At 43.5% G+C, this 13,795-nt stretch carries 17 protein-coding genes; 14 read left to right on the top strand and 3 right to left on the bottom strand.

Features of this window, described 5'->3' with window-relative positions:
• The first annotated feature begins 86 nt into the window (after positions 1-86).
• On the top strand, positions 87-794 hold the full coding sequence (locus H7J92_RS07340; RefSeq protein WP_221836242.1) for a DsbA family oxidoreductase: 708 nt from the start codon (positions 87-89) through the stop codon (positions 792-794).
• A gap of 369 nt (positions 795-1,163) precedes the next feature.
• Here the strand turns inward: H7J92_RS07340 and H7J92_RS07335 are convergent, their stop codons facing one another.
• Positions 1,164-1,673, bottom strand: a complete 510-nt coding sequence (locus tag H7J92_RS07335) for a YceI family protein (RefSeq protein WP_221836240.1) — start codon at positions 1,671-1,673, stop codon at positions 1,164-1,166.
• A gap of 164 nt (positions 1,674-1,837) precedes the next feature.
• Between H7J92_RS07335 and murB the strand changes: the two genes are divergently transcribed.
• Positions 1,838-2,758 (top strand): UDP-N-acetylmuramate dehydrogenase, encoded by a 921-nt coding sequence (gene murB / locus H7J92_RS07330; protein ID WP_009498906.1) that lies wholly within the window; start codon positions 1,838-1,840, stop codon positions 2,756-2,758.
• Between the two features lie 67 nt (positions 2,759-2,825).
• On the opposite strand, the gene H7J92_RS07325 is transcribed toward murB, so the two are convergent.
• Positions 2,826-3,500, bottom strand: a complete 675-nt coding sequence (locus tag H7J92_RS07325) for a universal stress protein (RefSeq protein ID WP_078818275.1) — start codon at positions 3,498-3,500, stop codon at positions 2,826-2,828.
• Between the two features lie 260 nt (positions 3,501-3,760).
• On the opposite strand from H7J92_RS07325, the gene H7J92_RS07320 reads away from it, so the two are divergent.
• The 9 genes from H7J92_RS07320 (at position 3,761) to H7J92_RS07280 (ending at position 11,134) form a co-directional block, all read left to right on the top strand.
• Positions 3,761-6,175, top strand: coding sequence for a Na+/H+ antiporter subunit A (locus H7J92_RS07320; protein ID WP_221836238.1), 2,415 nt, complete (start codon positions 3,761-3,763; stop codon positions 6,173-6,175).
• Positions 6,162-6,587 carry a Na(+)/H(+) antiporter subunit B gene (locus H7J92_RS07315; protein ID WP_078818274.1) on the top strand — a complete coding sequence of 142 codons (426 nt, stop codon included), beginning with the start codon at positions 6,162-6,164 and terminating at the stop codon, positions 6,585-6,587. Before H7J92_RS07320 ends, H7J92_RS07315 begins: the two co-directional genes overlap by 14 nt.
• Positions 6,587-6,919, top strand: coding sequence for a Na(+)/H(+) antiporter subunit C (locus H7J92_RS07310; RefSeq protein WP_009498902.1), 333 nt, complete (start codon positions 6,587-6,589; stop codon positions 6,917-6,919). The genes H7J92_RS07315 and H7J92_RS07310 overlap by 1 nt, the downstream gene beginning before the upstream one ends.
• A complete protein-coding gene (locus tag H7J92_RS07305; RefSeq protein WP_221836236.1) occupies positions 6,912-8,396 on the top strand; it encodes a Na+/H+ antiporter subunit D in 1,485 nt (494 codons plus the stop codon). The genes H7J92_RS07310 and H7J92_RS07305 overlap by 8 nt, the downstream gene beginning before the upstream one ends.
• A gap of 16 nt (positions 8,397-8,412) precedes the next feature.
• The gene (locus H7J92_RS07300; RefSeq protein WP_009498900.1) at positions 8,413-8,895 is read left to right on the top strand and encodes a Na+/H+ antiporter subunit E; all 483 of its coding nucleotides are present in this window, start codon (positions 8,413-8,415) and stop codon (positions 8,893-8,895) included.
• Positions 8,892-9,176 carry a Na(+)/H(+) antiporter subunit F1 gene (locus H7J92_RS07295; protein WP_009498899.1) on the top strand — a complete coding sequence of 95 codons (285 nt, stop codon included), beginning with the start codon at positions 8,892-8,894 and terminating at the stop codon, positions 9,174-9,176. Before H7J92_RS07300 ends, H7J92_RS07295 begins: the two co-directional genes overlap by 4 nt.
• Entirely contained in the window at positions 9,154-9,528 is a 375-nt protein-coding gene (locus H7J92_RS07290) for a Na+/H+ antiporter subunit G (RefSeq protein WP_040759905.1), read from the top strand. The genes H7J92_RS07295 and H7J92_RS07290 overlap by 23 nt, the downstream gene beginning before the upstream one ends.
• 73 nt (positions 9,529-9,601) lie before the next feature.
• Positions 9,602-9,982 carry an ArsR/SmtB family transcription factor gene (locus H7J92_RS07285; RefSeq protein ID WP_009498897.1) on the top strand — a complete coding sequence of 127 codons (381 nt, stop codon included), beginning with the start codon at positions 9,602-9,604 and terminating at the stop codon, positions 9,980-9,982.
• 54 nt (positions 9,983-10,036) lie between these two features.
• Positions 10,037-11,134, top strand: a complete 1,098-nt coding sequence (locus H7J92_RS07280) for a GNAT family N-acetyltransferase (protein WP_078818272.1) — start codon at positions 10,037-10,039, stop codon at positions 11,132-11,134.
• Between the two features lie 35 nt (positions 11,135-11,169).
• On the opposite strand, the gene H7J92_RS07275 is transcribed toward H7J92_RS07280, so the two are convergent.
• Positions 11,170-11,325 (bottom strand): lmo0937 family membrane protein, encoded by a 156-nt coding sequence (locus H7J92_RS07275; protein WP_139366021.1) that lies wholly within the window; start codon positions 11,323-11,325, stop codon positions 11,170-11,172.
• Between the two features lie 205 nt (positions 11,326-11,530).
• Between H7J92_RS07275 and mntR the strand changes: the two genes are divergently transcribed.
• From mntR to H7J92_RS07260, 3 genes are all read left to right on the top strand, one after another.
• The gene (gene mntR / locus H7J92_RS07270) at positions 11,531-11,938 is read left to right on the top strand and encodes a transcriptional regulator MntR (protein WP_078818271.1); all 408 of its coding nucleotides are present in this window, start codon (positions 11,531-11,533) and stop codon (positions 11,936-11,938) included.
• Between the two features lie 15 nt (positions 11,939-11,953).
• A complete protein-coding gene (locus H7J92_RS07265) occupies positions 11,954-12,808 on the top strand; it encodes a CvfB family protein (protein WP_078818270.1) in 855 nt (284 codons plus the stop codon).
• Positions 12,809-12,873: 65 nt separating this feature from the next.
• Complete coding sequence (locus H7J92_RS07260) at positions 12,874-13,761, top strand: DUF1002 domain-containing protein (protein WP_078818269.1); 888 nt, start codon at positions 12,874-12,876, stop codon at positions 13,759-13,761.
• Positions 13,762-13,795 lie beyond the last annotated feature (34 nt).

Below are 13,795 nucleotides of genomic sequence, written 5' to 3'. Positions count from 1 at the left end.
CCTTTTATATTCAAATAGTTCAAGCATTTATATTGTACCCAAATTTTATTGAATCTAAAATTGATAGTAGAAAGGTGGCGGAATAAATGAAAATTGAAGTATGGTCCGATTATGTTTGTCCGTTTTGCTATATTGGAAAGAGACGTTTGGAGCAGGCACTGAAGCAAGCAGGGCTAGAGGAGAAAGCAGAGGTGCAGTACAAGGCCTATCAGCTGGATCCGAATACACCTGTAGCATCTGACCAATCGCAACTTGAAGGGTTGGCAAACAAGTATAACATCAGCAGGACTGAAGCAGAAAATATGATGAAAAATGTTGAAGAGCAAGCAAAAACGGTGGGGCTTCATTATCAAGTGGAAAAAATGAAGACTTCCAATACGCAGGATGCACATCGTCTAGCGAAATTTGCTGGACAGCATGGGGCGGAAGAGCAAGTGACCGAGCGTTTGTTGCATGGTCACTTTGTGGAAGGTGAACGTATCGACACAGAGGAAGTACTCGTATCGATCGCACAAGAAGCGGGTCTCGATGCAGAGCTGACGAAAGCAATGCTCCACAGTAATGATTTTGCAGATGAAGTGCAAGCTGATATCGAAGAAGCACGTCAGATTGGCGTACAGGGTGTACCGTTCTTTGTCATCAATCGGAAGTATGCAATTTCCGGTGCTCAGCCGATCGAAGCATTTGTGGAGGCGCTCGAAAAGATTGCAGAAGAGGAAGGAATCAAACCAACTCTGCAGATGCTAGGAAAAGATAGCGGGGGGCAGTGTGATGATGACTCGTGTGATGTGTAAATAAGGATAGCAAAGCAGCAGTCGGAATGCTCGTATGGCATTTCGGCTGTTGCTTCTTTAAATGTACGAGATTATTGAGTTACCTTACCAGATGAGATGATCTGGAGATATTTCACATTGTTATTATCGAGATTTCCATTTTAAGTGAAGCAAAAGTTATACGAATACAGCTGGTCAAGTTTTCGCCGAGTAAGTGCGGCAGGGGGGTATCCGTGAGGATTTGCGCTCTAGACGGTACGCTTTCCCGGAGTCGACCGTCTTCCGCTTCAATCCCTAAATTGCGTAGACTGGGCAATTTGATCTTCGTTTAAATTCAGTAAAAAGCAAATGCTTCTGACTGAGCACTGGTATTCATCTGTTCAGGCATTTTCATTTTTTCTTTACGGCAATGGTCAGCTGAATATCAATTGTATCGCCGACCATGACACCGCCTGCTTCGATAGCCCTATTCCATGTCAGGCCAAATTCTTTCCTCTTAATCTTGCCTTCAGCTAGATAGCGGGCATCAAATGTTTCAGGCGCTAAAGGTGTAACACAAAACAATAGCTTTTTCGTAGTCTGTTTAATGGTCAAATCTCCAGTCATTCTATACATATTATCCTTCTCTAGATAAATAGATCGAGAGAGAAACGACATATATGGAAAGGATTGTGCGTCAAAAAAGTCTTGTGAGCATAAATGCACATCGCGCTCCTTATTGTCTGTCTGAATAGAACGAACAGCCACTTGAAACTGGACAGAACTCTTCGCCAAATCCAGTGCATTTCCTTCGATTTCCCCTGAAAACTCTTCAAACTTACCCTTCACGCTCGATACCATCATATGGGGAACGGAAAATTCGACAGTGGATGCTGTGGAATCAACTTTCCATTTATTCACTTACTCTCCTCCTTGTGGGTCTTTAGTTATGTAAACTGTAAAGGAAAAGCCTATAAAAGTCAAAATGAAAAACCTTGTCAAAAAGACCGATTGGAAGCATACTAATAGAGTGATAAGAATGTTTCCTTGTTTGGAGACAGGTAAAGTGAAAGGACTGGATGTGAATGTCAAAACATCGCTGGTTTGAAGACCTTCAAATGAAAATAAAGAACGGTTGGGTATTGCTTGATGAACCGCTAAACAAATACACGAAAACGCGTCTAGGTGGAAAAGCAGATGTTGTCGTAGCACCTGGAACTATAGAAGAAGTGCAAGCAGTTGTAACCTACGCATATGAACAAAACATTCCGATTTTATTATTGGGTAACGGATCGAATATGGTTGTACGGGATGGCGGTGTTCGTGGGATTGTCCTGTACATGGCCAATCTTAATGAAATTCAGATTAAGGAAAGTACGCTAATCGCGGAAGCGGGGGCACATATCATCGATGCATCCAAGGCAGCGGCAAAAGCTTGCTTGACTGGTTTGGAGTTTGCTTGTGGGATTCCAGGATCGATCGGCGGAGCAATGGCAATGAATGCCGGGGCATACGGCGGTGAGATCAAGGATATTATTACACAAGCTACATTGATGGATGATACGGGGAAGATCTTCATTCTATCCAAAGAAGAGCTGGAACTTGGTTATCGAAAAAGCATTATTACAACGAAAGGCTACTATGTACTATCTGCTGAATTCCAATTGACGCCTGGCGTACAATGTGATATCGATGCGGCTGTGGCAGACCTTACGTTTCAGCGCGAATCTAAGCAGCCTCTTGAATATCCTTCGGCGGGCAGTGTTTTCAAGCGACCGCCAGGCTATTTTGCAGGAAAATTGATTCAAGATAGTGGGCTGCAAGGCAAAGGATTTGGCGGAGCAGAAGTTTCTACGAAACATGCCGGGTTTATCGTTAATAAAAAAGACGCAACTGCAACAGATTATATCCAGACGATTGAAATGGTGAGAGCAGAAGTCAAAAAGAAATTTGGAATCGATCTGGAGATGGAAGTGAAAATAGTAGGAGAAGAGCTCTCTGAATGATAAGAAGCAGCATCCCGAAAGTCGGGATGCTGCTTTTTTTTCAAAATGATATGCACAGATGTCAGTATTAATCATAGACTTTGCATTGAATCTTGCTCGTTTCCAGCACTTGGTCCTCTTCAATTTGAACTTGGCAAATTTTATTGTTTTGCATGAATTTAAAAATGCCGTTATTAAAATCTGTTCCAATTTCTTTGAAGAAGATACCTTCGTATTGTGCACGTTTGGAGAGTGTGAAATTAATGCGATAACCATCACCGTCTTGAACAAGGTAGGCACGCACGCCTTTTTCAAAAGACCCTTCCTCCTCATGTTTGATCGCCCGATCTACAGAGACTACATGGAAGTCAACGAATGGGATCTCTCTTAGCAGTACGTTCATGAAGGAGCCTTTCGTAATTTCTTCCCAACGGCTTTGCGCTGTTTGCCCGATGATGATTTGTGTGATGCCGTATTGGTGTGCGACTTCTTTAATGACCTTGGCTGCGGGTCGCGTTTCATCGTCTCGGATAATGAACGCTTCCACGTCTAGCTCTTCAGCAAGTTCTTGCCAGCGTTCGATGTACTCCGATTTCTCCGCATCAAAGTCATCCAGTGGTGCAGGATCGACGGTTAAGATGTACAGCGGACAATCCATGATTGCTGCGATTTTATATCCTCTTTTAATGAGACGTTCACCATTTGGACCGTAGTACACACAAACGAGAATACTCTCGTCCATACGGCTTTTCATTTTGCCCATAATGACTCTTCACCTCTTCATATTCGATAAAATAATTAGTTTACCACTGTATACATCCTATCTATTTGGTTGCATACTTCAGCAACCATACAACATTTCAACTGCGTTTTCTATGCGAATTCCTGTAAAGTAGTGTATACTTTCGAGTAGACAATATACTCTTTGCTTAGAGTCCCATTATGCATAACGTATGGGGTTCAGTCAAGAGGAGTTGGGTGGTTAGTCGATGTTTACGTTAGAATTTTTTAGGAGGTGTAAGGTTGATTACCGTCTTGCTGGCAATTTTTATTCCATTTATCGCGGCATGTTTGGTGCCATTCGTACATAAATTTTTAACCGGTAGGAAAATCGGTTGGTTTGTAATCATTGTTCCCTTGCTATTATTCATACTTCTTCTTCGTTTAGTTCCCTCGCTTTCACATGGCGCAACTTATACATATTCCCTTCCTTGGATACCTTCGGCGGATGTCTATTTTTTGACGTATTTAGATGGGCTAAGTATGATTTTTGCCTTGTTGATTACAGGGATTGGTAGTCTAGTCGTTTTCTATTCAATATTTTATCTTTCTGAACGAGAAGCGATTGGCCGCTTTTATACATATTTACTACTGTTCATGGGTGCGATGCTCGGAGTAGTTTTGTCTGATAATCTGATCGTTCTGTATGTTTTTTGGGAATTAACAAGTATTTCCTCTTTCTTGCTGATTGCATTCTGGTTCCACCGTAAGCAATCAAGATATGGTGCTAAAAAGTCGATGTTGATCACCGTGACTGGCGGTATTTTCATGCTGGCAGGGTTTTTAATGCTATACACGATGACCGGAACATTTAGTTTACGTGAATTGATCGGAATGCGCGATATCATCGCTGCAGATTCTCTTTTCATCCCTGCCATGCTGCTCGTATTGTTGGGTGCGTTTACAAAATCCGCGCAGTTTCCTTTCCATATTTGGCTGCCTGATGCCATGGAGGCACCAACTCCGGTCAGTGCGTATTTGCATTCTGCCACGATGGTGAAAGCCGGTATTTATCTCGTTGCACGCTTTACACCTGTATTTGCGGGTCATGCGGTGTGGTTCTATATCGTTTCATGTGTGGGTCTGTTGACGATGCTATGGGGGTCTGTCAATGCTGTGAAACAGACCGATTTGAAGGCGTTATTGGCCTTTTCAACGGTGAGTCAGCTCGGTATGATCATGAGCCTGCTCGGCGTTGGCTCACTTGCATTTGCTTCTTCAGAAAGCTCGCACGTGGCGCTATTTACAGCGGCTACATTTGCTGCATTATTTCATTTGGTCAATCACTCGACCTTTAAGGGATCGCTGTTCATGGTTGTCGGAATTTTAGACCATCAGCTTGGGACGCGTAATATTAGACGGTTGGGTGGTTTGGCGACAATTATGCCGATCACGTTTACGATTGCGTTGATCGGGAGTTTTTCCATGGCAGGATTGCCTCCTTTCAATGGTTTCTTAAGTAAAGAGCTATTTTTTGAGGCCATGCTGTCACTGAAAAATGCCAACTTATTGACGATGGATTCACTTGCTCTGCTCTTTCCCATCGTTGCATGGGTCGGCAGTGTCTTTACTTTCATCTATTGTATGGTTATTGTGTTTCAGTCCTTTTTGGGAAAGGTGCCAGAACCGTTCCCCGGCCAGCGCCCTGCTCATGAAGCACCCATCCAAATGTTGGTGGCGCCAATTGTGCTAGGCAGTTTAGTACTTTTGATTTTCTTCTTTCCGAATATTTTGGGGACGTATATTTTGGGACCTGCCATGCTTGCGGTGTATCCGCATCTTGGGAATATGGAAGGCTTGGTTCCTGAGATCCATGTTTGGCATGGATGGAAGGCTCCGGTCTTTATGACGCTTGGTGTAATCATAGCGGGAACCTTGCTCTATCGTTATTTACGTTACTGGAAAGGCGTCTATCGATTAGGAGTTCTGCAATGGACGTTGGATCGTTTCTATAATGGGACACTCTTACGGATGGAACGAGTGGCGACACGTGTTACGAGAGGCTATATGACGGGTTCTGTGCGTGATTATGTCGCATATATCATGCTGATTTTCATTGCGTTTATCGGAATCGGATTAGCTGGTTTCCAGCAATTTGTCTTTGATTTTTCAAACGATGCACCTATAGAAATGAATGAAGGCGTCATCGTTTTTGTGATGATGTGTTCGAGCGTGGCGGTTTTGTTTGCGCGCTCCCGAATTACAGCCATAATTCTAAACGGTGTGCTTGGGTATTCCATAGCGATTTTATTTGTCGTATTCCGCGCACCTGATTTGGCTTTGACACAAATTATTGTGGAGACAGTTACGACTGTGTTGTTCTTACTGTGCTTTTACTTTTTACCTGAGTGGAGAGCGGAACATAGAGCGGTATCCATGAGATGGCGCAATGGGCTGATTGCAGCGGCTTCGGGAGTCATTGTCACTGTAGTGGCTTTGTTGGTCCAAGGTCATTCGTTGTATCCAACTATCTCGATTTATTATGAAACAGCTTCGCGCATTGCGGGAGGGCTGAACGTAGTTAATACCATCCTCGGTGATTTCCGGGCGTTTGATACGATGCTGGAAGTGTTGGTGCTGTTTATCGCCGGACTTGGTGTGTTCTCGTTAGTGAAGCTGCGGCGCAAGAAGGGAGTGGATCGTCCTGAAGAAAAATGATGTGATCCTGCAGACCGTAACGAAAATTGTATTCTTCATTATTTTAACATTTGGCGTGGAGCTGTTTATATCTGGCCACAACAATCCAGGTGGCGGCTTCATCGGCGGTTTGGTGCTCTCTTCTGCGTTCGTCTTGCTTTATCTTGTATATGATATTGAGACGGTTCACCGAGGCACGCCATTCGATTTTAAGCGGGTGGCTGCGTTAGGTGTTTTATTGGCAGTAGGGACAGGCGTTTTATCTTTATTGTTTGGTGTTCCTTTTTTATCGCAGTCGACAAGAGAATTCGATCTACCGGTTTTCGGAGAGACGGAACTTGGAACTATGACAATTTTCGAAGCGGGCGTCGCACTGACGGTACTTGGAGTGGTAGTAACGATTATTTTGGGAATCAGTGAGGATGTGGAGTAATGGAAACATTAATTACCCTTCTGGTTGGTGTGTTGGTGATGGTCGGTGTTTATTTGCTTCTATCGAAAGAAATGTTGCGAGTTATTTTAGGTACGGCGATTCTTTCTCATGCCATTCATTTATTATTACTAACGATGGGCGGTTTGAAGAAAGGGGATGTGCCGTTGCTTCATGAAACAGCAGCAGAATATACGGATGCTTTGCCGCAAGCTTTGATTTTAACGGCGATTGTCATTAGCTTCGCTGTGACGGCATTTTTATTAGTGCTGGCATACCGCGTCTATCAGGAATCTGGTCGAGGACCTGAATTGCGAGGGCACCAAGATGAATAATTTACTAGTGTTGCCTATGATTCTGCCTGTATTGATGGGTGTAATCCTAGTGCTTTTCAGGCCGTATATTAGGGTTCAGCGTGTGCTGAGCCTATTGACGATGGTGCTGTCAGCCGGTGTTGCGGCTTATTGTTTGGAATATATCCGCCGTACAGGTATTATGCGATTGGATTTTGGGGATTGGTTACCGCCACATGGCATATTATTTGTAGGTGATTCATTTGCGATGTTACTTGTTTTGGCAGCTTGTGTTGTATCGAGCATAATATTGCTCTATGCATTCGTGACGACAGGTATAGAAACGGAAAAGATGTTTTTTTATCCATTCTTTCTATTTTTAGTGGCGGGTGTTAACGGATCTTTTCTGACGGGTGATTTGTTTAATCTATTTGTCTGTTTTGAAGTCATGCTGCTGGCATCATATGTTCTTCTTACCTTAGGCGGACGCAAGATGCAACTGAAGGAAGGTATTACTTATGTGCTGATCAATGTGCTGGCATCTTGGTTCTTCTTGCTGGGCATTGCATATCTGTATGGCACGGTCGGTACTTTGAATATGGCGCATATCGCGGTTCGTGTCGCAGAAGCTGGTCAAGGACCATTGCTTACTTTGATCAGTATCGTGTTCTTAATAGTATTCAGTTTGAAAGCTGGACTGCTCCTATACTTCTGGCTCCCCGGGTCGTATGCTGCACCTCCTACAGCAGTCGCTGCATTGTTTGGTGCTCTGCTTACGAAGGTTGGGATTTATGCGTTATATCGGATGTTTACGCTAATTTTCATTCACGATCCATTAGTCTTTAAAATGATCGGCGTATTAGCGGTTGTCACGATGATCGGTGGTTGTTTGGGTGCCATTGCCTACGGGGATATTCGACAAATTGTTTCCTATAATGTCATCATTTCAGTTGGCTTTGTATTAACAGGACTTGCAATTTCGACGACTACGGCATTTCAGGGTGCCAGTTATTATTTGGTTCACGATATGGCTAGTAAAGCATTGTTATTTTTACTGGCGGGTACCGTGGTACATTTGACCGGTCGCTCAAAGTTCGATGAAATTAGCGGGTTGATCCGGAATTATCCGCTGGTGGGCTGGCTATTTTTCCTGACGATGTTAGCAGTTGCAGGAATTCCGCCGTTAAGTGGTTTTATTGGAAAGGTGTATATCGGTTTAGGGGCGATTGAAACAGGTTCCTATCTGTTGTTGGCAGTCGCGTTCATATCCGGTATTGGAGTTCTGTATTCTTTGCTTCGCATTTTCCTAAATAGCTTTTGGGGAGAAACGACGATCAGTGAAGATGACCAAGTGTCGTTTAAGAAGGCGCTCGGACTGCCGCTTGTGTTGCTTGCAATGTTAGTGGTTGGTATGGGAATCGGAGCGGAATTGCTTTCACCATATATTCAAGATGCAACTAATACATTGGCGAATCCAGAACAATATATTCGGGCAGTTCTCGATAATGATTTGAAGTAGAGAGGGGGAGAGCGGCATGCCAGTCCAGCTATTGCTGAATTTATTCATCGCATTTTTATGGATGACTCTGATAGATGAAGATGAATTGAAATTCACAACGTTTTTTATGGGGTTTTTAGTCGGAATCGGCATCATCTTTTTTATGAGCCGTTTTTTCGGCATGCATTTTTATTTACGCAGAGTGTACGCAGCTTGTAAGCTCCTGCTCATCTTCATTCGGGAATTGACTCAGTCCAGTGTGGTTGTCATTTCTCAGATTTTGCGACCAACATTGCGGATTAAACCGGGGATTTTTAAGTATGAAACGATTTTGACGAGTGATGTAGAAGTAACGATGCTGTCGATGTTGCTCACGCTGACGCCAGGTTCCGTCGTAATGGAGGTTTCACACTCTGGAAATGAATTGTACATTCACGCGATGGACGTAGAAGAATCTCGAGAAGGTCTCATCAAGCAATTGAAGAACTTTGAGAAGGCGATTATGGAGGTGACACGATGATTACAGGTATGCTGACAATATCTGTCACTTTATTCGCGCTGACTATTTTAGTGGCGGTCATTCGGATTATTTTAGGTCCGTCGTTGCCGGACCGGGTCGTGGCACTAGATGTGATTGGCGTGAACTTGATTGCGACGATTGCTGTCGTGTCAGTCATGATGAATACGAAAGCATTCTTGGAAGCTATTTTGATTCTCGGTATTCTTTCGTTCATCGGGACGATCGCATTTTCTAAATTCATTGAGAGGGGGAAAATCGTTGAGCGTAAGCGAGATGGGTGAATTTGCAGGTGCATTGTTGATTTTGACCGGAGCTGTCGCGAGTATCCTCAGTGTTTTTGGCTTGATCCGGCTGCCGGATGTCTATACCCGATCGCATGCCGCGACCAAGAGCTCAACACTCGCAGTGCTTTTGACTCTGTCGGGTGCTTTTGTATACTTCCTTGCCGCTGAAAATTTCATTAGTGTGCGGTTATTGCTGGGGATAGCTTTTGTTTTTTTGACAGCACCAGTCGCTGGACATGTGATCATTCGGGCGGCATATCGTTCCAAAGTTAAATTGGCAGACATATCAACTGAAGATGAACTGTATGAGAAGATCCATGGAGTGAATGAGGATAAAACCAATGGATAGGATGATCAAACTCCTATCTGAGTAAATTGATTTTACTTAGTATGTTCTATATAATGACCATAATCTACAGTCTATGGAATGGGGTGGAAATGTGGCGAATACAGATTCATGTGACGTGACGATCGTACACGAGGACGTTGTGCGGAAAATTCAAAACGAGCTTCCGGATGTAGGGGAAATGGTACAAATATTCAAAGCGTTAGCCGATGAAACGCGGCTGAGGATTGCATATTCCCTGACATTGGAATCTGAAATGTGTGTTTGTGATGTAGCAGCTGTTATTCAATCTTCGTCGGCTACAGCTTCCCATCACTTGCGGTATTTGCGTGAACATTCATTGGCGAAATCGGAAAGACGCGGAAAAATGGTATACTATGCTTTAGCAGATAAGCATGTTGCTGACTTGGTGAAGATTGCGTATGAACATGCAATTGAGGAACAACACACGATGTAATTGAACTGTGCAGTGAGATGCTTGCTAAAGAGCGAGCATGATGGAGGAATTTTGATGCGCTTACAAGAATGGACGATAGAGGAACAAGATTTACTAATTCAGTTTATGACAACGAACTCCTGGCCATATCATGATATTAGCGAGCCCGGGCGTGAGTTATTGGAAAAGTCGATAGAAGAAGGCGGCTATGCATCCGATGACGTGAAGACGTTCTGGATAGAGAATAATGAAGATGAAAAAGTGGGTATTGTCAAAGTCTATGATTTACAAGAAGATGTTCCGTTGTTTGACTTGCGAATTGCGGATCGTTTCAGAGGTTATGGATATGGTTCGCGTGCGCTGAAGAAGCTGACGCAGTACGTGTTCGAGCTGCCTGAACAGAAAAATCGTATAGTAGGACATACCCGCCACGATAATGCGGCGATGCGTAAAGCCTTTGAGCGTGCGGGTTTCGTCAAAGAAGCTCATTTGCGGAAAGCTTGGTTTTTCCCTAAAGAGAATACCTATTATGACGCAGTGTCTTATGGGATGACCCGGGAAGATTATATAGCAGGCACAACAACCCCTGTGCATTGGGAAGATCGTGACTTTTACGAAAAAAGCATTCCGGATTTCAAAGAACAGTTCGAGTCATCACGCTTACTGATTCGGGCGCCAGAGTTGAATGACGCAATGGATGTATGGGGTGCTGTTTCACGTTCAATACCGACTTTGCGGCGCTGGACAAAATGGGCACAACACGATCTTACAATTGAGAGAACAGAGGAGCATGTTCGTCAAACGGTTGCTGAATTTATTAGCAGAAAGAACTTATGTTTCAACTTGTTTTTAAAAGATACAGGCGAATTTATCGGCTGTGCAGGATTACATCAAATTGATTGGCGGATTCGTAAGTTTGAATTGGAGTACTGGCTGGATACGAAATTTGAGGGGCGAGGTTATATGACGGAAGCGGTCAAAGAAATTGTAGCTTTTGCCTTTGATGAATTGCAAGCAGAGCGGGTGGAATTTCATTGTGATGAGAAGCACAGTAAGGGACTCGCAGTAGCAATGCGTGCAGGTTTCGAACTGGAAGGAATTCTACGTAAAAATGCTCCCTCCGCGAATGGAAAAGACTTGCAAAATACATGTTTGTACGCAAGAATTACCTGAACGCAGAGCGAGCATTAATTGAGATTTACTATTCACTATACCGATCGTCTTCCGGTGAGTAACTGAAGAATGAAGATGATTCCTGCCACTACAAGAAGAAGGTGAATAAATCCGCCGCCGATCTTTGCAACTAATCCGATTACCCATAATGCTATTAAGACTACAATAACAAGCCATAGTAAACGAGCCATTTTACATCACCTCTTTTCTTTGTTGTGTAGTTAATTTACCCAACCCACTAATTCCTAAACTTCTAAGACGAATATCAATTGCGCCGAGGCATAATTGTGTTCAGAAATTTATTGAGCTCACTCGAAAAGCTCCCTTAAAAATCTGTGACATCCGCTGGAGGCATGAAGTTAAAGTGTCTTTGCATTTAAACTAGGAGGCGATGTCTTGGCTACACCAAGTATGGAAGATTACATTGAACAAATTTATTTACAATTGGAGGCAAGGGGGGAAGCGCGTGTGTCAGATGTGGCAGAGGCGCTTTCCGTGCTTCCATCGTCTGTGACGAAAATGGCGCAGCGACTAGATCGGGAAGGGTATGTGCATTATGAACGGTATCGTGGTCTTGCCCTGACTGAGCGAGGATTGCGTTTTGGGAAAAAGCTTGTGCGTCGTCATGAACTACTCGAACAGTTCCTTCGAATCATCGGGGTGGAAGAAGAGAACATCTACGGGGATGTCGAAGGAATTGAACATCATCTCAGCTGGAATGCAATGGATCGCATCACGGATTTAGTGGAGACATTGGAACAAGATCCTGAGTTTATAAAAAAATTAAAAAGAAGAGCACTTTAGAAAGGACGGTCATTCATGACGCAATTACAATCAGGCACGCTTGCAAAACTTGAAATCCTTCGAAAGGAAGGATCTCGATGGGTGCTGGATGCAGACGGGGAAGAAATTTATTTGAATCTTTCGGAAGCACCGGACTTAGAGGAAGGCATGCAAGTAGAAGTTTTTCTCTATATCAACCGAAGAGGTGAATTAACGGCAACTGCACAGCTACCGACTGTCACAGTCGATACATTTGGCTGGGCAAAAGTCATTCGACTTGAAAGAGAAGAAGGCGCCTACGTGGACATCGGTTCATCTTTTGAAGTACTAGTTAACCGTGCTGATTTTCCACAGTTAAAAAAGCTTTGGCCGCAACCAGGCGATCAATTATACATGACATTACGTACCGATCCGGGTGGAAATTTATTTGGTCGCTTAGTTACCGAGGAACGTGTACAGGAGCATTTTACAATTGCTGATGAAGATTTATACAATCAGAATCTAAAAGCGAGAGCCTATCGTCTACTGCCTGTAGGATCTTTCTTCTTAACGGAAGATTTGTACCGCATTTTCGTTCATGAAACAGAGCGTCAGCAAGAACCTCGATTAGGTGAAGAAGTGGACCTTCGAATCATCGGGGTACGCGATGACGGGACCTTGAATGGTTCATTATTGCCGAGGAAGCAGGATCGCCTGCAAACAGATAGCGAACAAATTATGTCCTACTTGGAAGAGGCAGGCGGCAAGATGCCATTTACCGATAAATCGTCTCCTGATGAGATTGATGAGATGTTCCAAATGAGTAAAGGTTCATTTAAACGCGCGCTTGGAAAATTGATGAAAGAAGGACGAGTCGTGCAACAGGACGGCTGGACTACATTGAAGTCTTAAGACAGACGCAACTTTTTGAATTGCCTCATCGTATCTATATGTATAGAACAAGGAGGAGAAATTGTATGAAAAAAGGATTGTCATTGTTATTATCAATCATATTAATGGTTGGCGTCATCATGCCGTCAGCTGTTTTTGCAGATGACGTGATCAATGAAAAATTAGGTGTGCCGATTGTCGTCTATGGTGCAAATTTATCCGAAAGCGAAAAGGCTAGCGTCAAAAAGGATTTGAATGTGGCGGGGGAAGCTGAAGTTGAGGAATTGACGGTAGACGGTAATGACTTAATTAAATATATACCAGGCGGAGACCGCAACGCGCGTATGTATTCTTCTGCGAAGATCACTAGGCAGGAAGAAGGCGAAGGTCTCGTCATTAATATCGTGACGCCAGATAACATCACACAAGTGACTGCCGACATGTATGCTACCGCAATGCTAACAGCAGGTATTGAGGACGCAGTCGTTGAAGTGGCGTCTCCGAAAAAAGTGTCAGGCCATTCCGCGCTTGTCGGTATTTATAAGGCGTACGAAGTGACCGGGGAAGTATTGGACACGGAACGTACGGATACAGCAAATGATGAATTGAATCTTGCGACAAAGCTGTCTGAAAAAGCAGGCGTTGATAAAGATGAAGTGGCTCAATTGCTGACCGATATTAAAAAGCAAATTGCCGAGCAAAAGCCTGCAACGAAAGAAGATGTCGAGAAAATTGTCAATGAACAGCTGAAGAAGCTTAATATCCAATTAAGTGATGCTGACCGTCAGTTATTGATTGATCTCATGGATCGAATTTCAAAGCTGGATATCGATTTTTCAAAGCTAAATGAACAGCTAACCGACATGGCGTCTAAAATCAAAGACAAACTGGGAGATATCGATCCGAGTTTCTGGGAGAAAGTAAAAGAGTTCTTCAGAAATATGGCAGATTCGCTCAAATCATTGTTTAGTTAAGTTACAATAGTGGTAGGTTAAAGAGTATGAGATG

This window comes from Sporosarcina aquimarina, from assembly GCF_019748715.1.
GTDB classification, from domain to species: domain Bacteria; phylum Bacillota; class Bacilli; order Bacillales_A; family Planococcaceae; genus Sporosarcina; species Sporosarcina newyorkensis.
The sequence above is the reverse complement of the archived record's forward strand: the minus strand, read 5'-3'. Positions and strand labels throughout refer to the sequence as shown.